This is a genomic window from Clostridium vincentii, assembly GCF_002995745.1.
Taxonomy (GTDB): domain Bacteria; phylum Bacillota; class Clostridia; order Clostridiales; family Clostridiaceae; genus Clostridium; species Clostridium vincentii.
Genome location: NZ_PVXQ01000006.1, coordinates 110,914 through 129,659 on the forward strand (window position 1 = coordinate 110,914; position 18,746 = coordinate 129,659).

General features: G+C 29.8%; 20 protein-coding genes. 14 read left to right on the forward strand and 6 right to left on the reverse strand.

The window, feature by feature from the left end; genetic code table 11:
• Nucleotides 1-2 precede the first annotated feature (2 nt).
• The 6 genes from CLVI_RS17795 to rd (CLVI_RS04425) all read left to right on the forward strand — a co-directional run bounded on the left by CLVI_RS17795 (nucleotide 3) and on the right by rd (CLVI_RS04425) (nucleotide 4,124).
• Nucleotides 3-356, forward strand: coding sequence for a PHP domain-containing protein (locus CLVI_RS17795; protein ID WP_242980553.1), 354 nt, complete (start codon nucleotides 3-5; stop codon nucleotides 354-356).
• A 99-nt stretch (nucleotides 357-455) separates the two neighbouring features.
• Nucleotides 456-695: a YdbC family protein gene (locus CLVI_RS04405; protein ID WP_106058910.1), complete on the forward strand. Its 240-nt coding sequence runs from the start codon at nucleotides 456-458 to the stop codon at nucleotides 693-695.
• 158 nt (nucleotides 696-853) lie between these two features.
• Nucleotides 854-1,186: a helix-turn-helix domain-containing protein gene (locus tag CLVI_RS04410; protein WP_106058911.1), complete on the forward strand. Its 333-nt coding sequence runs from the start codon at nucleotides 854-856 to the stop codon at nucleotides 1,184-1,186.
• Between the two features lie 314 nt (nucleotides 1,187-1,500).
• On the forward strand, nucleotides 1,501-1,677 hold the full coding sequence (locus tag CLVI_RS04415) for a Spo0E family sporulation regulatory protein-aspartic acid phosphatase (RefSeq protein ID WP_106058912.1): 177 nt from the start codon (nucleotides 1,501-1,503) through the stop codon (nucleotides 1,675-1,677).
• Between the two features lie 154 nt (nucleotides 1,678-1,831).
• Nucleotides 1,832-3,826: a methyl-accepting chemotaxis protein gene (locus CLVI_RS04420; RefSeq protein WP_106058913.1), complete on the forward strand. Its 1,995-nt coding sequence runs from the start codon at nucleotides 1,832-1,834 to the stop codon at nucleotides 3,824-3,826.
• Nucleotides 3,827-3,959: 133 nt separating this feature from the next.
• The gene (gene rd / locus CLVI_RS04425; protein WP_106058914.1) at nucleotides 3,960-4,124 is read left to right on the forward strand and encodes a rubredoxin; all 165 of its coding nucleotides are present in this window, start codon (nucleotides 3,960-3,962) and stop codon (nucleotides 4,122-4,124) included.
• A 141-nt stretch (nucleotides 4,125-4,265) separates the two neighbouring features.
• On the opposite strand, the gene CLVI_RS04430 is transcribed toward rd (CLVI_RS04425), so the two are convergent.
• Nucleotides 4,266-6,266, reverse strand: coding sequence for a methyl-accepting chemotaxis protein (locus tag CLVI_RS04430; protein ID WP_106058915.1), 2,001 nt, complete (start codon nucleotides 6,264-6,266; stop codon nucleotides 4,266-4,268).
• Between the two features lie 331 nt (nucleotides 6,267-6,597).
• Between CLVI_RS04430 and rd (CLVI_RS04435) the strand changes: the two genes are divergently transcribed.
• A complete protein-coding gene (rd, locus tag CLVI_RS04435; protein WP_106058916.1) occupies nucleotides 6,598-6,762 on the forward strand; it encodes a rubredoxin in 165 nt (54 codons plus the stop codon).
• A gap of 213 nt (nucleotides 6,763-6,975) precedes the next feature.
• Nucleotides 6,976-7,539, forward strand: a complete 564-nt coding sequence (locus tag CLVI_RS04440; RefSeq protein WP_106058917.1) for a ferritin-like domain-containing protein — start codon at nucleotides 6,976-6,978, stop codon at nucleotides 7,537-7,539.
• A gap of 29 nt (nucleotides 7,540-7,568) precedes the next feature.
• On the opposite strand, the gene CLVI_RS04445 is transcribed toward CLVI_RS04440, so the two are convergent.
• From CLVI_RS04445 to CLVI_RS04460, 4 genes are read right to left on the reverse strand one after another with little or no spacing between them, the layout of a single operon-like run.
• The gene (locus tag CLVI_RS04445; RefSeq protein WP_106058918.1) at nucleotides 7,569-8,366 is read right to left on the reverse strand and encodes an ABC transporter permease subunit; all 798 of its coding nucleotides are present in this window, start codon (nucleotides 8,364-8,366) and stop codon (nucleotides 7,569-7,571) included.
• A 31-nt stretch (nucleotides 8,367-8,397) separates the two neighbouring features.
• Nucleotides 8,398-9,195, reverse strand: a complete 798-nt coding sequence (locus tag CLVI_RS04450; protein WP_106058919.1) for an ABC transporter permease subunit — start codon at nucleotides 9,193-9,195, stop codon at nucleotides 8,398-8,400.
• A gap of 4 nt (nucleotides 9,196-9,199) precedes the next feature.
• Nucleotides 9,200-10,084, reverse strand: coding sequence for an ABC transporter ATP-binding protein (locus tag CLVI_RS04455; RefSeq protein ID WP_106058920.1), 885 nt, complete (start codon nucleotides 10,082-10,084; stop codon nucleotides 9,200-9,202).
• Between the two features lie 19 nt (nucleotides 10,085-10,103).
• On the reverse strand, nucleotides 10,104-10,739 hold the full coding sequence (locus tag CLVI_RS04460) for a TetR/AcrR family transcriptional regulator (RefSeq protein WP_170065587.1): 636 nt from the start codon (nucleotides 10,737-10,739) through the stop codon (nucleotides 10,104-10,106).
• A gap of 261 nt (nucleotides 10,740-11,000) precedes the next feature.
• Here CLVI_RS04460 and CLVI_RS04465 point away from each other — a divergent pair, with 261 nt between their 5' ends.
• Both CLVI_RS04465 and CLVI_RS04470 read left to right on the forward strand, forming a co-directional pair.
• On the forward strand, nucleotides 11,001-12,140 hold the full coding sequence (locus CLVI_RS04465) for a sugar ABC transporter substrate-binding protein (RefSeq protein ID WP_106058922.1): 1,140 nt from the start codon (nucleotides 11,001-11,003) through the stop codon (nucleotides 12,138-12,140).
• Nucleotides 12,141-12,167: 27 nt separating this feature from the next.
• Nucleotides 12,168-13,895, forward strand: coding sequence for a methyl-accepting chemotaxis protein (locus tag CLVI_RS04470; protein WP_106058923.1), 1,728 nt, complete (start codon nucleotides 12,168-12,170; stop codon nucleotides 13,893-13,895).
• Nucleotides 13,896-14,150: 255 nt separating this feature from the next.
• Here CLVI_RS04470 and CLVI_RS04475 read toward each other — a convergent pair whose 3' ends face one another.
• Entirely contained in the window at nucleotides 14,151-14,789 is a 639-nt protein-coding gene (locus CLVI_RS04475) for a histidine phosphatase family protein (protein ID WP_106058924.1), read from the reverse strand.
• 115 nt (nucleotides 14,790-14,904) lie between these two features.
• On the opposite strand from CLVI_RS04475, the gene CLVI_RS04480 reads away from it, so the two are divergent.
• The 4 genes from CLVI_RS04480 (at nucleotide 14,905) to CLVI_RS04495 (ending at nucleotide 18,484) form a co-directional block, all read left to right on the forward strand.
• On the forward strand, nucleotides 14,905-15,600 hold the full coding sequence (locus CLVI_RS04480) for an alpha/beta fold hydrolase (RefSeq protein ID WP_106058925.1): 696 nt from the start codon (nucleotides 14,905-14,907) through the stop codon (nucleotides 15,598-15,600).
• Nucleotides 15,601-15,619: 19 nt separating this feature from the next.
• Nucleotides 15,620-16,300, forward strand: coding sequence for a PHP domain-containing protein (locus CLVI_RS04485; RefSeq protein ID WP_106058926.1), 681 nt, complete (start codon nucleotides 15,620-15,622; stop codon nucleotides 16,298-16,300).
• A 138-nt stretch (nucleotides 16,301-16,438) separates the two neighbouring features.
• Nucleotides 16,439-17,026: a rubrerythrin gene (rbr, locus tag CLVI_RS04490; protein ID WP_106058927.1), complete on the forward strand. Its 588-nt coding sequence runs from the start codon at nucleotides 16,439-16,441 to the stop codon at nucleotides 17,024-17,026.
• A 108-nt stretch (nucleotides 17,027-17,134) separates the two neighbouring features.
• Complete coding sequence (locus CLVI_RS04495) at nucleotides 17,135-18,484, forward strand: [Fe-Fe] hydrogenase large subunit C-terminal domain-containing protein (RefSeq protein ID WP_106058928.1); 1,350 nt, start codon at nucleotides 17,135-17,137, stop codon at nucleotides 18,482-18,484.
• The last annotated feature ends 262 nt before the right edge of the window (nucleotides 18,485-18,746 follow it).

Below are 18,746 nucleotides of genomic sequence, written 5' to 3' on the forward strand. Positions count from 1 at the left end.
AATTGATTAAATCAGAAGATGCAATTAGTATTATAAAAAAAGCAGGAGGTCTATCATTTTTAACTCATTATAATAAATCTATAGGGTTTGCTGGGCTTAACAATAAAGATATAGAGAAAGAAATTAAATGTTTAATTAGTGTAGGCTTAGATGGACTTGAAAGATATTATCCTTCATTTAAAGAAGAGGATTATAAGTTTTTAGATTATTTAATAGAAAAGTTTGATCTAATGATCTCTGGCGGAACTGATTATCATGGTAAAAATAGACCGGAAATAAAGCTTGGAACTGGAAAAGATAATAATTTATTTATACCTTATGATATTTATAAGAAAATTTCAATCAAATTAAAATAGAAAAGTACAGCAATAAAAAAAGATGAAAATGTGGTAAACTAAAGTATATAAACTATGCGTTAGGGTGAATTTATAAGTTGAGTAAAAGGGGTGATATAAATGGCAGATTTTAAATTTGATATCAAAAAGACTTTAGGCACTATATCAGAAAGTGCAAAGGGATGGAAAAGAGAAGTTAATTTAATGACTTGGAACAATAAAAAGGTAAAGATCGATATTCGTGAATGGGATGAAAATCATGAACAAATGGGAAAAGGTATAACACTAAACAAAGAGGAATTAAAACAGTTAAAGGATATTTTAAATCAAGTTGATATTGATGGATTAGATATAGAATAAATAGTTATTAATGACTGCTGAAAGTTTTCAGCAGTCATTAAATATATAAAAGAGGTAAACAATTACAATTTAAAAAATCAATAAAATTTAAGAAATAAATAAATATTATAGATTTAGAAAAAACAATTAAGTATAGCATAATTGAGGTAAAAAGTACTATGGAAAGAAAAATTAATTATAGGGAAATTGGCGATAAAATTAGGATTGAAAGAGAAAAATTCGATATATCAAGGGAAAAATTCGCGGAATTGTTAGACCTATCTCCATTTTTTATAGGTCAAATTGAAAGAGGCGAGAGAAAAATGAGCATTAGTACATTGATAAACGTTTCAGAGTGTTTACATATATCAATAGATTATTTGATATTTGGAAAGGTTCACAAGGTCCAAGAGAATAATAGTTTACGAGAGTTAATTAACAAATGTTCAGAAAAAGAGGCCAAGGTTATCGAAGAAATTACAAAAGCAATTTTACCTCACATTGTAAGATAAAGAATTATATGAAAAAAATACATAAAAACAAAGGATATACTGTAAGCTAATGTTAATAGTAGGCTTATGGCATATCCTTTATTTTATATTACTTAGGTATAATATGGTATAAAGTATAATATTATGTAAAATAGAGTTGATTATAAGGGGTTTGGTGATGAATTTATAAGTTAAAGAAAAAACCTTTATATAAATAAAAATCATTCCTTATGCTACTTGATTAATAAATGGTGAGACAAAGAAAATAATATTGTCTAAATAATAGCTTTTTTATATGGATAAGAACTCTTAAATATATTTAAAGGTAGGTATTTATGAATAGGGAGATAAACTATTACATTGATAAAGTACAACTTAAAAGGGATATTGAAGAGTTAAGAGATGTTTTAAATGAAATCTGTGCTACAGATGAAGACACAGAACAATTAAAAAAAAGACTAAGTGTAAGTAAGAAAATGGATAAGCTTATTGTTAAATATATGAATAAATAAAGAGATAATATTTGAAAGTTACATAATATGGTTATTTGTAACCGTAGCAGAGAAAAAAATAAGTGATTGTTACACATAAGAAAAAAGGGCTTTATCAGATTACTATGTACTAAATTAAATTTCAGCGAAAACAAATTAAATTTAGGGGGAAATCATGAAAAGTATAAAAGCAAAACTAATAGTATTTTTAGCACTATTAATAGGGGGCATATGCATAGGGTTAGGTGTGACTTCTTTCCTTAACGCATCAAAAGCGCTAACTTCAAATCTAGGTAAGACGCTACCTAAAATTGCAGAACAAGCAGCCACTAATATTCAAGGGAGAATTGAAGGACAGCTGGGTGTATTAGAGGTTGTAGCATCAAGAAATGACATAAAAGATTCTGGGAATTCGTGGGAAAATAAAAAGTTAATTCTTTTAGAGGAAGTTAAAAGAAATGGAAATATACAAATGGCGATTGCGGATAAAAATGGAGAGGCAAAATTTACTGATGGAACAAATTTAAATCTTACAGATAGAGAATATTTCAAAAAGGCTATAGCAGGAGAAAAAAATCTATCTGATCCAATAGTAAGTAAGATTGATAACTCAATAATATTAGTATATGCAGTTCCTATTACAAATAATAATGAAGTTGTAGGAGTTTTAATATCAACAAGAGATGGAAATCAATTAAGTAATTTAACTAATGAAGTTAAATTTGGAGAAACAGGTAATGCATTTATGATAAAAGGGGATGGGACAACCATTTCACATAGTAATAAAGATTTAGTATTAAAAATGTATAATGCCATTAAAGAGTCTGAAAATGATGCTAGTTTAAAGCCTTTAGCGGATATCGAAAAGACGATGGCTTTAGGAGAGACAGGGATAGATCAATACGAGTTTGATGGAGTAGACAAGTATGTAGGTTATGCACCTGTAGGAAAAACTGGATGGTCATTAGCAGTAGTAGTATCAAAAACGGAGGTATTATCAGAACTTGATAGTCTGAGGATTTCCACTTTAATAGTATCCATAGTATTCTTATTAATTGGATTTGGAGTAGTTTACATAATTTCAACAAGTATATCTAAAGGAATAAAATCCACTTCAAAACATTTAGAGTTATTAGCAGAGGGAGATCTATGTGAAGAGGTTTCGCCTAAATCTCTGAAACTAAAGGATGAAATTGGAGATATGACTAATTCTATGAAGGTAATGCAAGACTCATTAAGGGGAATGATTAATGGTATAAAAGGTAATTCTTCAAATATTAATATTCAATCAGAAAATTTATCTGCAGTTGCAGAAGAGATTTCTAGTTCGACTCAAAATGTTGCAGAAGCAATAAACGAGATTGCAAAAGGTACAAGTTCCCAGGCTGATGATCTAATAAATGTAACCGAAATTCTTAATGACTTTAGTGACAAGTTATCTGGAATGGTTAGTGAAATACAAGTTGTAGATTCAAATTCTAGGGGAATCAGTGTGATGGCAAATGAGAGTAGTAGTGAAATGAATGAATTAAACCAGTCCGTAACAAAGGTTAGCCATTCCTTCAAGAGCTTTAATGGGAAAATTATTGGTCTTGGAAAAAACATAAATGAAATAAATGAAATCACTAATATAATAAATGATATTGCGGCGCAAACAAATTTATTAGCATTAAATGCTGCTATTGAAGCAGCTAGAGCAGGGGAAGCCGGAAAAGGATTTTCTGTGGTAGCAGATGAAATAAGAAAACTTGCTGAGCAATCAAAGGTATCCTCAGGAGATATTAGTAGATTGATTAATGGAATATCTAAAGATACAGATGTTATAGTTCAAGATTCTGTTGATATGGATGATGAACTAATAAACCAAGTTAAGATTATAGATAGTTCAATAGTATCCTTCAAGAAGATTATAGAAGCGGTGAATGAAGTGATTCCTAAAATAGAAACAGTTAAAAATTCTGCTGAAGATATAAACAAGGATAAAAATATTATTTTGGATAGAGTAGATGGTGTATCATCAGTTGCGCTTGAAGTTTCAGCCTCATCAGAGGAAATTGCAGCATCAGCAGAACAAATGAATGCATCTACAGAAGAAGTTGCCGCCGCAGCACAAATGCTTAGCACTATGACTAATGAAATGATTAAGGAAGTAAACAAGTTTAAAATTTAAATAAAATAATAATTGAGTAGATAAAATTATATTTTGGTAGTTAATACTGATATTAATGGTTATAATTACTAGTATAGGTACATAAGCTGAAAGGTGGTTTGTCCTAGGTATGCTATATTTAAGGAGGGTTATTATGGAAAAGTATATTTGCACAGTATGTGGTTATATTTACGATCCAGCGGAAGGTGATACTGATAATGGTATTGATCCTGGAACAAAATTTGAAGATATCCCTGAGGATTGGGTATGTCCATTATGTGGAGTACCAAAATCAGATTTTGAAAAAGTAGAAGAATAAATTAGTAAAATAGTTTATTTAAAGTAGGAATACTTAGATTAAGTATTCCTACTTTTTAGTTATATGGAAGAATAATTTAAAAAAAAGCTGTTGCCATGAATGATTTTAAAAATCATTCTGCAACAGCTCTTTCTACCTAAATTAATTAATTTTAAATTTATTTATTTCAGCGCCTAATTGCTTTGCCAAAGTTTCAAGTTCGCTTGAATGCCTTGTAAACTCTTGCATAGTAGCTGTTATTTCTTCTGTTGAAGCAGTAACTTCTTGTGAAGCCGCGGCTGTTTGCTCTAATATTGATGAAATGTTCTCAATTTCTGATACTGTAGATTGTTTCTTTACATTTATATCAGCAATCGATATTTTTACTTCATTAACTTTAGTAATCATTATTTCAATTGATTTTAGGATTTCACTAAAGATGTCCTGAGTTTGAACTACCGCTAGTTCTTGTTCATTTACTACCATTTCAGTGGAATTTATAGCATTTACCGCTGTGTCTGATTTTTTCTGTATATTCGCTATAATTACCTTTATCTCTTCTGTTGAAGTTTTAGATTGTTCAGCAAGTTTTCGTATCTCTTCTGCAACTACAGAAAATCCTCTGCCTGCCTCACCAGCACGTGCAGCTTCAATGCTTGCATTTAATGATAAAAGATTAGTTTGTTCTGTTATATTGGATATTGTCTCGGAAATGGAATTTATTTGATTAGTACTTTCATTCATATCTTGAACTATGCTGTTGACTTCAGTAGTAGCAATTTTAGTTTTATTTGATTTCTCTATTAAGGTATCTATCATATAAAGCCCTTTTGAGCCTAATGCTTTAGTGGTACTTGAAATTTTATCCATTTCATTAGAGTTAACACTAATTCTATCTAATCTGTTTGATAAATCATCCATTTGAGAAGCACCATTTTGAGCGTTTTGTGCTTGAGTAGTTGCTCCCATAGAAACTTCGTCTATCGCCCTTGATACTTCACTTATAGAGGCTGTTACCTCCTCTGACATACTTGCAAGACTTGTAGATGTTTCTAATACAGTAGTAGATGATTTTGTAACACTATTCATAAGACCTGATATATTTTTTATCATTGAGTTAAATGACGTAGCTAAATCCTTAAATTCATCCTTTGTTGAAGCTGTTATAGAAACAGTTAAGTCTCCATTTGAAGCTTTAGCAAATACGTCTTTTAACTTTTTAATATTATCGGATATACCCTTACTTAATAACAATGACATACCTATTGAAATTAAGCCTATTACTAATATTATTAAGAAAGTTGTTTGTAATATAGACTTTGTATCCTTGGTTAGTTCACTTTCATCTAAGGTAGCAACTAACTTCCAACCTGTTAATTCATTTGTTTGATATGCTCCAAACATTTCTGAACCATTATCATCATAATTAACAAAACCATTATCCTCTGATTTTGCTTTATCCCAAAAGGATAAATCGGAGGATATATTTGTATTAACAAGTTCTTTTTGTGGATGAGCTAAAATATTACCTGATACATCAGCTATAAAAACATAGCCTGTATTGCCTACCTTCTTTGTAGCTATTCGTTCTGTAAGTGTAGCTAGTGTACAATCCATTGCCACAACACCAACTACTTGTCCGTTATTTTCTACTGCTCGTGCAAGTGTAACAACATTGTCTCCAGTTGCAGCATCTACATAGGGAGGAGTTATTACAACCTCACCTTTATGCTCCAAAGCTTGTGTATACCAGGGTCTTTTAGTTGCATCAAATCCATCTGTCATTTTTGTAGCAGGATAATTGGAATACTTGCCAGATGCAGTTCCATAATACATACAAAGTATATCTTTGTTACTTTCTTTTATGCTTTTCAATACATCGGGTACATATTTAAAATTATCTGCTGCATCAACATTTGTAAAATCATAATTACCTGATGCCATTGAAACCATATTAGAAAATCCATTAAAGTAATCAAGTAGTCCATTGTTTATTTCCATAAGTGTTTGTGTACTTGTAAGAGTTAACTTCTTATTAAGGATTGACTTTGATTGATTATACGAAACAACTCCCGTTATAATTAATGGAATCACACAAATTGTTACTAAACTAATAATTAATTTAGTACGGATACTGTTTAGTTTTAAATTTTTAAATTTGATATTAATCGCCCCTTTTTTTAATTTGCAAAAATTATAATAGCATGAAATTATTTTTAATAAAGCAAAACTATAATAATTTATTGTTAATATAGTCTTTCTTTTTCAAAATTCTAACCTTTAACATAATAAATTATATACTCACTAAAAGCAATGCCCTACTTATCAAATGATGCAGTCGCACTTGAAGTTTTAGCATCATCATAACAAGTGAGTAAGTAAGGAATAATTTCGTGGTTAACCTGGATGTTATAGGTTATAATTATTATTATAGGTTCATAAGCTGAAAGGTGATATGATTTGTCCTAGTAAGGTTATAGTAAGGAGGATTATTATGGAAAAGTATATTTGTACAGTATGTGGTTATATTTATGACCCAGCAGATGGCGACACTGATAATGGTGTTGATGCAGGAACAAAATTTGAGGATATTCCAGAAGATTGGGTATGCCCATTATGTGGAGTTCCAAAATCAGATTTCGAAAAAGTAGAAGAATAAATCAGTAAAATAGTTTATTTAAAGCAGGAATACTTAGATTAAGTATTCCTGCTTTTTAAATGGATTGAATATACAAATTAAGGAGTAATAGAGGAATATATATATATAAATGTATTACAGAATGTTTTACAAATCCATCACAAATCCATAACATTTTCAATTAAATTATAAAGTATTATTATATTATAATAATAAAAAGGAGTGGAATAAAGTATGAAAAATAAATTATTTGCAATTTTAATAGTAGGCTTAATAGCGGGTTCAATTAGATTAACAGCTTGCACAAGTAATATTGAGAATATATCAACTAGTAATGATTCAAGTCTTGTTTTAAATGAGGAAAAAAATGTTGCTTTTGAAGAATTTGGAGCTCAAGGGGCAAAAAATGATGATACACTAACTTTGGAAGATATGATTTCATATTCAATAGAAGATGAATACTTGGCAAGAAGCGAATATGAAATTATCATGGATAAGTTTGGTGAGGAGAAACCTTTTACAAATATTATAAAAGCAGAAGTGAATCATATTGAACAATTAACAGTACTATTTAGTAAATATAACATTTTAATTCCACAGGATATATCAATGGATTTTATAGTGGTACCAGATAACTTAAATGAAAGTTTTGCAGCGGGAGTTGCTGCAGAAATAGAAAACATTGCAATGTATGAAAAATTTCTAAAAGAAGATATTCCTGAAGATGTGAGAGCTGTATTTATAGAATTAAGGGATGGTTCTGAAAGTCATTTAAGTGCTTTTAAAAAGAATATTTAATAAAACCACCCATTTACGGGTGGTTTTATTTATATGGTTAAATCTCTTTTTCTATAGAATAGATAAGTTACACAACTACATATACCGATTATTAAAATAGACAAAAATACAAAAGTTAATTGAAATTCTCCGCCATACATTAAACTCTTAGCTTCAAAGTATTTAAAGGGTGTAAGGTATTTCAAAGGTTCAAGATTACTCTCAATATCAATGGCCATAGATAGCATAAACATAAATAGTAATATTCCTGTAGCTACTGAGATTGAGCTCTTCGGTTTCTTACATAAAGCGGATATAGCTGTACCAATAAATAAAAATAGTACTTGTAGAATAAACAGCCCAACCATTAATTTTAATATATCATTAGTTACATCTTCTCCCGTGCTATAATATCCAACAATAACAATTGAAGAAATTAAAGTAACAAAATTTAATATTAGGATATTTACAACTGCTGCACTCAGTTTTGAAGTAATTATTCTATCTCGAGATACAGGCTTTACAAATATAAATTCTGATGTTTTATCCCTCTCTTCCTTAGAAATAATGTCTGCTCCCATCATAGCTGCATGAATTGCCACCATTAAGACTAAGTATAAAAAAAGTATCCCATAATATCCACTAGCAAGAGATAAGTCAAAAGTTCCAACTCCCATAATGTTTTGCAATGATTTTGGCATTTGAGCTAAAAGTTCATTCATAGATTGATCTGAGGCTACTGAACCCCCATATTGACCCATGCCAGCGAAAACCATAAAGACCATTCCAATGGACCATATAATAAGCGATTTAGCATGAACTTTCATTTCTCGAGCAAATATATTCATATCTTACTCCTCCTTATTCAGTTTAAAGTTTCTAGACAGCATGAATATCTTTTTTAGAATAGATAAAGTAACTCATTCCTATTGAAACTGCAATAAATAGTATTTCAATTATTACAAATGAAGTTTCATAGGAAGTATTTTTCATAATATAGGCTGTATCATAATATTTAAATGGAGTTATATATTTTAATACATCGCCACCAACAACTGAATTAAACATATTTATAATATAAAAACTAAACACAGTGCCCAGTGAAATAGATATTACTGATCTTAGTTTAGGAACAATAACAGAAATAAGAACTCCTAAGGACATAAACATTAATTGCATGAAAAACATTGTAATAGAAATCATTATAAATAGTTCTATATCAAAGTCGGTAGTTGCAACAAAGGATGCCATTATACTAGCTACTATTATATAAATTATATTAGTGATAATAATAGATGTTAATACAGCAAGCAATTTAGCAGTAATTATCTGCTTACGGGTGACGGGTTTTGTTAAAAGAAAGTCTGCTGTTTTATCCCGGGCTTCCTTTGATACAATTGAAAGTCCTAAGTTTATAGCTTGAATAGATCCACATAAGGTTACATAAGTAAATATATAGGAATAAAAACCTAAAATAGATGAAAAAGATTCTAGTGTGAGACCAAAAGCTTTTCTTACTGCCTCAGGATAACCTTCAAGTAAAGTTTTCATTCCTTCAATATCTTTTGAGAAACTAGGGAAAATTGATAAGAACATTATAATCAGTCCAACCAAGGAACCTGTCCATATAATTGTTGATTTTCTATAGGCCTTTAATTCATGAAGAAACATATTCATAGGTTTATTCCTCCTTTTCATAATAATGCATAAATATTTCTTCAAGATCAGGTTCTTCTATCCAAACATTTAATAAATCAATATCGCATAGTTTTTTTGTGATTAAATTAATATCTCCTTTAAATAGAAAAGTAATTGTATTATCTTTAATTTCTAAATTATTTACACCAATAATATTGAAAAGATCTTTATCTATCTTAGATTTCAAGTCTATTTTAATTTTTTTATAATTATTTTCTTGTAAAGTACTAATTTTTTCAACCTTTATAATTTTACCTTCCTTAATAATAGCAACGCGATTACATAATTTTTGAACTTCACTTAGAATATGGGAAGAGAATAAAATTGTTGTACCTTTTTTATTTTCTTCTTTTAATAAGTTGAAGAACTTTTGTTGCATAAGAGGATCAAGACCACTAGTTGGTTCATCTAGTATAATCAACTTTGGCTCATGAAGTAATCCTTGAATAATTCCAACTTTCTTTTTATTTCCAAAGGATAAATCATCAATCTTCTTATTAAGATCAAGATTCATTATTTCTGCTAATTCATTTATCCTTTTACTACAATCCTTCTTATAAAAACTTGCTGAATATTTCAATAAATCTATTACTTTCATATTATTGTAGTAAAATACTTCAGATGGCAGATAGCCTAATTCCTTTGCTATTTCTGGAGCTGATTTAATACAATCTTTACCGAAAATTGTAGCACTTCCAGAAGTGGGATGAATTAATGCTAATAGAGTTCTAAGTGTAGTAGATTTACCAGCACCATTAGGCCCTATAAAGCCGAAAATTTCTCCTTCTTCAACATTAAAGCTTACATCAGAGATTCCTCTTGATTTTCCGTAAGTCTTTGTAAGATTATTAATTTCAATAATATTCATACTTGTAACCTCCAATATATTAAGTTAATGCACGCTTTACTAGATAAGTAATTTCCTTTATAAATTTTTCGTAATCTTCAAATTTCATATCATAAGCATTTTTATGGCTTTCCTCTGCAAAATCCCGCATAGATTCTTTCATTCTAGCTGAAATACCTTCGATAAAAACTAAAATACTTTCTGTAGATATATCGCTTTTTATATAACCTTTTTCTTTATTGCGATCTATAAGATTCCTCATGAAAGTTCTACCTTGTTCTAAAATATAAGTTAAAGCTTCATCTTTTATATTATGCTTATTCTCATAGGTTAAAGTTAAAAGAAAGATATATAAGTCTTGCTCTTCCTTTAAAAATAGCCATGTATCTTTAAAGCCATCATAAAAAAGATCTATAATATTAACTTCCTCAATATTTTTTATTTTTGAAGAGGCATATCGCATAGAGATACTATATGACTCTTTTACGCAATATAGATATAATCCTTTTTTATCTTGAAAATATTGATACAGACTACCTTTAGCTATACCTGCCTCTTTAGCAATTTTAGCGATATTTCCTTTTTCATAACCCTGTTCTCCAAATTCTTTTATGGATTCTCGAAAAATTTTTTCTTTCTTTTCATGTGGTAATTTTAAAAAAGTTTCCTTTGGCATTTGTTTCACCTCCGTCATGACTAACTAGTCATATGACTCCTTGGTCATAGTATACTTCTATTTTTTAGTAAAAGCAATAGAACAATAACTGGGGTTGCTTAAAACCTTTTCATAGATAGTGTATACTTAGCCAGTTGTAGAATTTGTAGTAAACTAAAGAATACAGTTCTAATAGGAAAAGATATTAAAAAAATAAATTTATTATAGTAATATAATATTTAAATATAAACATATGAAAATTAGGGAGGAATTGAGAAGCTTATGCTATTTAAGAAAATACCAAAAACATTAGGGGTAATACTAACATTGTCGTTATCAATATCACTTTTAGGGTGTGGACCCTCAAAGACAGATAATAAAGCAGTGACAAAAGATTTAAGCAATTATGAATTAGATAGTTACGAGGAAAATATTGATTCTTTAGGATTAAATAATAAGTTAAAGGCTGGAGAAAAGGTTATTATTGGATTTTCCATGGATTCTTTAAAAGAACCTATTTGGAAAGTAAGTAGAGATGCTTTTATTAGTAGAGCTAAGGAACTTGGAGCAGAAGTAAGAGTAGAGCAAGCAAACAGTGATGACAGATTACAATTAGCACAAATAGACCAATTAATTGCGGAAGGGGTAAACGTATTAGTAGTAGCTCCACATGATGGTGAAGTTACCGCTGAGGCAGCAGAGAAAGCTCACAATGCAGGCATAAAGCTTATAGCATATGATAGATTAATAAAAAACAGTGATGTGGATTTATATGTAGCGCTTGATAGCTTTAAAGCTGGAGAATTACAAGCACAAGAATTATTGAAAAATGTTAAAAGTGGAAATGTAGCTTATGTAGGAGGATCTCCGTCAGATAATAATGCTATATTATTTAGATCTGGAGCAATGAAAGTGCTAGAGAGTAATAAAGATTCTATTAATATAGTGATGGATAAATACTCTACAGATTGGAAGGCTGAGGAAGCTTATAACAATGTAATGGATCTTTTGACTACAGATAGTAATATTCAAGGAATAGTTTGTGCGAATGATGGAACTGCATCTGGGGCAATTGCAGCATTAGAGAAGTTCTCCCTAGTGGGCAAGATACCTGTAACAGGATTAGATTCAGAACTTTCAGCATGCCAAAGAATAGTAGAGGGGAAACAGCTAATGACAATATATAAACCAACTAACGAAATGGCAAGTAAGGCTGCAGAACTAGCTGTCAAAATGGCAAAGGGAGAAACTGTTGAAGCAAATAATAAAATATTTAATGGAAAAATAGATGTACAGGCATATTATTTAGACCCAATTGTTGTAACTAAAGAGAATATGGTGGATACCGTTGTAAAGTATAATTTTCAGTCCTTTGAGGATGTATATAAAAATGTACCAGAAGACCAAAGACCTAAACAATAAAGTGAAAGCTAGGAGGAAATTATAATTATGAAAAAGATGAGCAGTGTAAATATAAAAGCACTTAGTAATAGAAGTATTAAAGCAAGAATGATGACAACTTTTATAGTAGTAATAGTATCGCTTTTTGTAATAAATATATTTTCTATTTATAAAAGTTACAGTAATAATCAAAAGTATACAGTATTAATTGATAATACAATGAAAGAAGGAAGATTGAAGGAAATCTCAGTGGCCATGGTTGATCTTACAGGAAATTATCTTACAAATAATAAGCAGGAAGATTTAGATGAAATTAACAATCATTGGAAAGAAATAGAGGATATATGTAATTATTTAGATAATACTATTGAATCTGATGAAAGTATCAGTACTTATAACATTCTTAAAAATTTAATTATAAATACTAAAATCGATTGTAATAATGCAATAATATATAATAAAAACAGTGAAACAGCAATGAAATCCTCAGATTCTTATAATTCAGCGGAGAAAAAAGTTCAATATGTTGAATCAATTAATGGAGAATTATTATCTAATGAAGTTAATTATATGAAAACTGTACAGGAAGAAATAGATAAATCGTTCCGTATAAATATAATAGCGGCTATGGCATTACTTTTAGTTATTGTAATAGCATGCTTAGTATACTCAATAACATTTTCTAGTAGCATAAGCAGAAGGCTTATAAGACTTAAGGAAATAGCTCAGGAAATAGCTAATGGGGATTTAAGAAATACTGATAAAAAATCTGAAGAAAATAAGAATACTAATGATGAATTAAATATTTTAGAACACACTTTCATGGATATGAAGAAGTCTCTAAATTCAACAATAAGTATAGTTAGAGAAAGTATTGTTAGTGTAACACAAGCATCTACAGATTTAGCAATAAATATGAGCCAAAGTAAAGGGGCTAATGATGTTGTAGTAGAGTCTATTAATTCTGTTAACGAAGTTGCAAATATTCAAGCAAATTCAATTGACCAAACCTTTCAGAAGATTGGTCAAGTTAATAGCAATATTCAAGATACTCTTAATAATGTTGTGAATTTAAAACAACGTGTTGAAGTAGCAGATTCTAATACAAATGTGGGTAAAGAAACATTGACTACTATGATTGAACAAATTAAAAACATAAATACTATGATTTACTCATTTAAGGATCAAACAAGAAATCTAAATGAAAATTCATTAAAGATAGGGCAAGTTCTTGATATGGTAAGCAGTATTGCAGAACAAACAAATCTTCTAGCGCTTAATGCATCAATTGAAGCTGCTAGAGCAGGAGAAGCAGGAAGAGGATTTGCAGTTGTTGCAGAGGAAGTAAGGAATCTTGCAGAACAAAGTACCTCTGCAACACAAGAAATTGAAAGCATAATAATGGATCTTCAAAATGGAACAAATAAAATCTCATTAGAAGCAGAAATTGCAATGAATGAAATTCAGGCAAATACAAATCTAGCGGGAAAAGTTGAAATAGCATTTAAAGATATTTATAATTCTAATCAAGATATTAAAAGTTCAACAACTAATATTGTAAATTATATTGAAGATGTTTCAACTCAAATAAAATATATAAATGAATCTATGGAATCTATAAATAAAAACACACAACAATTATCTAGGGATAGTGAAAATTCCTCAGCAGTTACAGAGGAACAATTGGCTGTAATAGATGAGGTTAGTAATCAATCATCCTATCTTGAGGAGATGGCTAAAACCTTGAGTGATACTGTTGAAAAGTTTAAAATATAACTTTTAGAGTAATTTTTACCTGAGAATAGGAACAAATGCAAAAAAAAGTTCTGTTATTCAGAACTTTTTTGTGTAATTTTTAGAAATATTATAAAAAATAGAGTTATCTACTTTTCGAAGACATTAAAGATAGACAAGATGTTATTAATAAAATACAAAATTTATTAAAATATAAATACAATAGCCTTTATAAAGGTCAAAACACTAAGGAGTAGATGCCACAATATAATGGTATCTGCTCTTTAATTATAATAATTAAACATAGGATTTAATTTTATAGTCATGAGGAAGATGACTTGTATCATTTAAAGTCACTAATTTTGGGTATAGTTCATCATTAAAGGATAGCTTGCATATTGAGGTATTTCCTAAATTCATCTTATGGTACATAGACATATTCCAATCGAACAATGCTATTAAGCTTGCCTTAATAATTCCACCGTGGCAAACAATTATTATTATTTTATTTTTATGTTTATTTAAAAGATTTAATATACCTTCCTTAGCACGAATGCTTGCCAGCCTTATGCTTAAATCTCCACCGCATAAAGGGGCATCAATTTTATCATCTCTCCAAATCTTAAAGCTATCTGGGTAAGACTCTTTAATTTCGGTTATAGTAAGGCCTTCCCACTCACCAAAATCTATTTCTCTTAAAGCTGGCTCTAATTCAAGCTTTTTATCTGTGTTAGAGCATATTACTTTTGCAGTATCTACAGCTCTTTTTAAGGGACTTGTATAAATATAATCAAAGGAATTCTCAAGTTTAGTTCTGAGAAATTGTGCTTGGAAAATACCTTCATCAGATAATTCTATATCCTGAGAACCTTGGAATTTGCCTAATTTGTTCCATTTAGTTTCACCATGTCTTACTAATAATAATGTAGTAGCCATAATACCTCCTGTAAAAAATGATTGATTATTTTGTTCTATAGATTATGATAAAATTATTATCATAAAAAGTCAATGAGATCTGCATGGCAATAAAGATAAAAAGGAGATAATAGCAATGGAAAATGAATATATAAGATGTAACAGTGCAAATATATATTATGAAGTACATGGCGAGGGGGAACCTATTCTATGCTTACATGGGAATGGTGAAGACTCAAGTTATTTCAAACCCCAGATTAGGGAATTTTCAAAAAAGTATAAAGTAATAGTAATGGATAGTAGAGGCCATGGTAAGTCCTCATTTGGAGAGGAAGGACTATCCTTGGAATTAATGGCTAAGGATGTATTAAAGGTGATTAAGGAATTAAATATAGATAAGATTCATCTATTAGGCTTTAGTGATGGTGGCAATGTAGCACTAAAAATTGCAATGAAAAATCCAAAGAAGATAAAGACATTGAGTTTAGTAGGTGCTAACTTACAACCTAAAGATATAAAGATGTTTGCTAGAATCCCTATAGTAATTGAATATGGTATCTACAGTTTAATTTCCTTTAACAAGAAAAAAGAGATAATAGGACTGATGATAAAAGAACCTTGCTTTAAAGAAGAGGAACTAAAAACAATATTTATACCTACATTGGTAATTGCAGGAGAAAATGATTTAATTAAAGAGAGTTGCACTAAATTAATTAGTAAATCAATTAATAATAGTAAACTTGTTATTATTAAGGGTGGAGATCATTTCGTATCAAGTAAGAAATCAGGGGCATTTAATAAAATATTCTTAGATTTTATAAGAAAAAATTAATAAAATTTTAGGAGGGTCTGTGTATAAGAAAGGCGATTTTCATGTTCATTCCACGGAGTCTGATGGAGAATTAAAACCAGGAGAAATAGTGATTTTAGCTAAAAAAAGGCATCTGGACATAATTGCATTAACGGATCATAATACTGTATGTGGAAATAAACAAGCGATAAAAGTTGGTAAAATACATGGGATAAAAGTTATTCCAGGAATAGAATTATCTACAAGATATAAGGGGAATAAAATTCATATATTAGGATATTTCTACAGGGACATATATGAAGGTGAAGAATTTAATACTACTTTAGAGAATATAAACAAAGGCCAATTTAAGAAATGTCAAATGAAGAATAACGGAAATATAAGTTTTAGAAATGAAGGGGGAAAGCTAACTACCAATGCTGGGATAGAATTTTTGCATTATTATGGAGCAAAAGTAGTTCTAGCTCATCCCACGTTAATAAAATATGATGTTTTCGATAAGTTAATAGAACTTGAATTTGATGGAATAGAAGCTAAGTATTATAGAAATAGAGAAAATGATACTGAAAGATTTATTAAGGTAGCAAGGGAGAAAGGCATAATTTATACTGCAGGTTCGGATTTTCACTCCTTAAGGAAAGTGGATATAAAACATGGGACTTTAGGACAAATTTATTTAGAAGAAGATGAAATAAAAAATTTTCTAAATATATTAGTATAATTTACAAGTAAATAGTTAAAACCATATAAAGCCTTGAAATTTTAACATGAATAAGGTAAAATAATATAAAATATTCTATATAATGTTATAATTTTAGTAGAACAATAGAAACAATTATAAATATTAGGAGGTAAAGGTATGAAGAGTTTAAAAGGAAGCAAAACAGCGGAAAATTTAATGAAATCATTTGCAGGAGAATCACAAGCACGAATGAGGTATACCTATTATTCTAGCATTGCAAAAAAAGAAGGTTTTGTTCAAATCGCAAACATATTTACAGAAACAGCAGATCAAGAAAAAGAGCATGCTAAGAGATTCTATAAATTTCTTAAGGAAGACTTTGTTGATGAAACTATAGAAATACAAGCAACTTTTCCTGTAGCATTTCATAAGGAAACTGTAAAGAATTTAAAGGCAGCAGCAGCTGGAGAAAATGAAGAATGGTCAGATCTTTATCCAAGCTTTGCAAAGGTTGCAGAAGAAGAAGGTTATCCAATAATTGCAGCAGTATATAGAGAAATTACAAAGGTTGAGGAACGCCACGAAATAAGATATAACAAGCTTACAAAGAATATAGAAGAAGGAAAAGTATTTAAAAAAGATGAATCAATTCTTTGGAAGTGCATTAATTGTGGATATATCTATGAAGGAGTAGAAGCTCCAAAGGCTTGCCCTGCATGTGCACATCCACAAGGCTACTTTGAAGTATTCAAAGAAAATTATTAAATTATGTAATAAAAAATCTATAATATGTTTAAAATATAAATAGATAAAAAAGAAACACATGTAAGTGTTTCTTTTTTTTACATAGTTCAACTCAATGGAGGTGTTTTAGTGAAAGATCAATATAAAGAAATATTCGAAGGCTTAGTGGATGCTTATTATAATGGAGATTTTGAAGATACAATAAAGTATATAATAGAAAATAAATTCAATGATAAAAAAGAGGCTCAAAGGGTTATCGCTAATCTTTGTGGAGTTGAAGTGGATTTTGAAGAAAAGGATTTCATATACAATTTAAAGAAAGCTATAACTATGCATTCTGTTAAAAAGGATATTGTAAGTAAAATACAAAAATGTGGAAATGAATGTACAAAGGATGGAGGAGAGGCTAAATGTGTAAGTGCTTGTCCGTTTGATGCCATATTAGTGAATCCCATAGACAATAATAAATACATAGATTACGACATTTGTTTGTCCTGTGGAGAATGTGTTAAAGCTTGTGATAGCGGAAAGTATATGGATGCTGTTCAATTCCTTCCAATTGCAGAAATTTTAAAAAGTGGAAAGAAGGTTATTGCAGCTGTCGCTCCTGCTATAAGTGGTCAGTTCGGAGAAGATGTTAATTTGGATATGCTAAGAGAATCTTTTATTAAAGCTGGATTTACAGATATGATAGAAGTAGCTTTTGCAGCAGATATGCTGTCAATTAAAGAATCTGTAGAATTTGATAAACATGTAAATAATGAAGAAGATTTACTTATCACCTCCTGTTGCTGTCCTATGTGGGTAGGCATGTTGAAGAAGGTTTATTCCGATTTAGTTAAGCATGTATCTCCATCTGTTTCGCCAATGATTGCAATGGCTAGAGTTCTGAAACAATTATCTCCAGATATAAAGGTTGTATTTATCGGCCCTTGTATAGCTAAGAAATCAGAAGCAAAGGATAAGGATTTAGTAGGAGATGTAGATTATGTTTTAACTTTTCAGGAGTTAAAGGTTATATTTGATGCCTTAAGTATTGAACCAGCTCAAATGAAGGGAATTCCAGCTTTAGAATATGCTTCTAGAGGTGGTAGACTATATGCAAGAACAGGAGGAGTATCTGAGGCAATAGGAGATATTGTTAAAGAACTATATCCAGAAAAGTATAAGTATTTTAAAGCAGTTCAAGCAAATGGGGTTCCAGAGTGCAGGGAACTTTTAAAGAAAGCTCAGAATGGAGAAATTGATGCAACCTTCCTAGAGGGTATGGGTTGTGTTGGAGGTTGTGTAGGTGGACCTAAAAAATTAATTGATAAAGAGAAAGGGAAAGAAGCTGTGGATAAAGCTGCGTATAAATCTCCAGTAAAGGTAGCAACTCATAGTCATGTAATGGATGAGGTCTTAGGGAGAATAGGAATTACTTCCTTAAAGGATTTTGAAGATCCTAAGAAGATAGAAATTTTTGAACGGAATTTTTAATTATAGGATTATATAAAAGTAGATAGTTTCGGCTATCTACTTTTATATTTGGAAAATATCAAGAGAAATATTGTGCTGATGTATAGATAAATGATATCATTAAAATTAATGAGAAAAACTAGGGGGTATATCATGGATTGAGTCAAGTAAAAGTGGGCAACTATTTTATTATCCATTATTTTACAGTATATATTTATAACTTCCCTTAAGCATTTTTACTCTTAATTGTAACTAATATCTCCAAATCCTTTTAATCCACATA

What these genes read in the sequence shown, in the direction of transcription:
- CLVI_RS04405 (WP_106058910.1), top strand. Translation starts at nt 456, where the DNA reads ATGGCAGATTTTAAATTTGATATCAAAAAGACTTTAGGCACTATATCA.
- CLVI_RS04410 (WP_106058911.1), top strand. Translation starts at nt 854, where the DNA reads ATGGAAAGAAAAATTAATTATAGGGAAATTGGCGATAAAATTAGGATT.
- CLVI_RS04415 (WP_106058912.1), top strand. Translation starts at nt 1,501, where the DNA reads ATGAATAGGGAGATAAACTATTACATTGATAAAGTACAACTTAAAAGG.
- CLVI_RS04420 (WP_106058913.1), top strand. Translation starts at nt 1,832, where the DNA reads ATGAAAAGTATAAAAGCAAAACTAATAGTATTTTTAGCACTATTAATA.
- rd (WP_106058914.1), top strand. Translation starts at nt 3,960, where the DNA reads ATGGAAAAGTATATTTGCACAGTATGTGGTTATATTTACGATCCAGCG.
- rd (WP_106058916.1), top strand. Translation starts at nt 6,598, where the DNA reads ATGGAAAAGTATATTTGTACAGTATGTGGTTATATTTATGACCCAGCA.
- CLVI_RS04440 (WP_106058917.1), top strand. Translation starts at nt 6,976, where the DNA reads ATGAAAAATAAATTATTTGCAATTTTAATAGTAGGCTTAATAGCGGGT.
- CLVI_RS04445 (WP_106058918.1), bottom strand. Translation starts at nt 8,366, where the DNA reads ATGAATATATTTGCTCGAGAAATGAAAGTTCATGCTAAATCGCTTATT.
- CLVI_RS04450 (WP_106058919.1), bottom strand. Translation starts at nt 9,195, where the DNA reads ATGAATATGTTTCTTCATGAATTAAAGGCCTATAGAAAATCAACAATT.
- CLVI_RS04455 (WP_106058920.1), bottom strand. Translation starts at nt 10,084, where the DNA reads ATGAATATTATTGAAATTAATAATCTTACAAAGACTTACGGAAAATCA.
- CLVI_RS04460 (WP_170065587.1), bottom strand. Translation starts at nt 10,739, where the DNA reads ATGCCAAAGGAAACTTTTTTAAAATTACCACATGAAAAGAAAGAAAAA.
- CLVI_RS04465 (WP_106058922.1), top strand. Translation starts at nt 11,001, where the DNA reads ATGCTATTTAAGAAAATACCAAAAACATTAGGGGTAATACTAACATTG.
- CLVI_RS04470 (WP_106058923.1), top strand. Translation starts at nt 12,168, where the DNA reads ATGAAAAAGATGAGCAGTGTAAATATAAAAGCACTTAGTAATAGAAGT.
- CLVI_RS04475 (WP_106058924.1), bottom strand. Translation starts at nt 14,789, where the DNA reads ATGGCTACTACATTATTATTAGTAAGACATGGTGAAACTAAATGGAAC.
- CLVI_RS04480 (WP_106058925.1), top strand. Translation starts at nt 14,905, where the DNA reads ATGGAAAATGAATATATAAGATGTAACAGTGCAAATATATATTATGAA.
- rbr (WP_106058927.1), top strand. Translation starts at nt 16,439, where the DNA reads ATGAAGAGTTTAAAAGGAAGCAAAACAGCGGAAAATTTAATGAAATCA.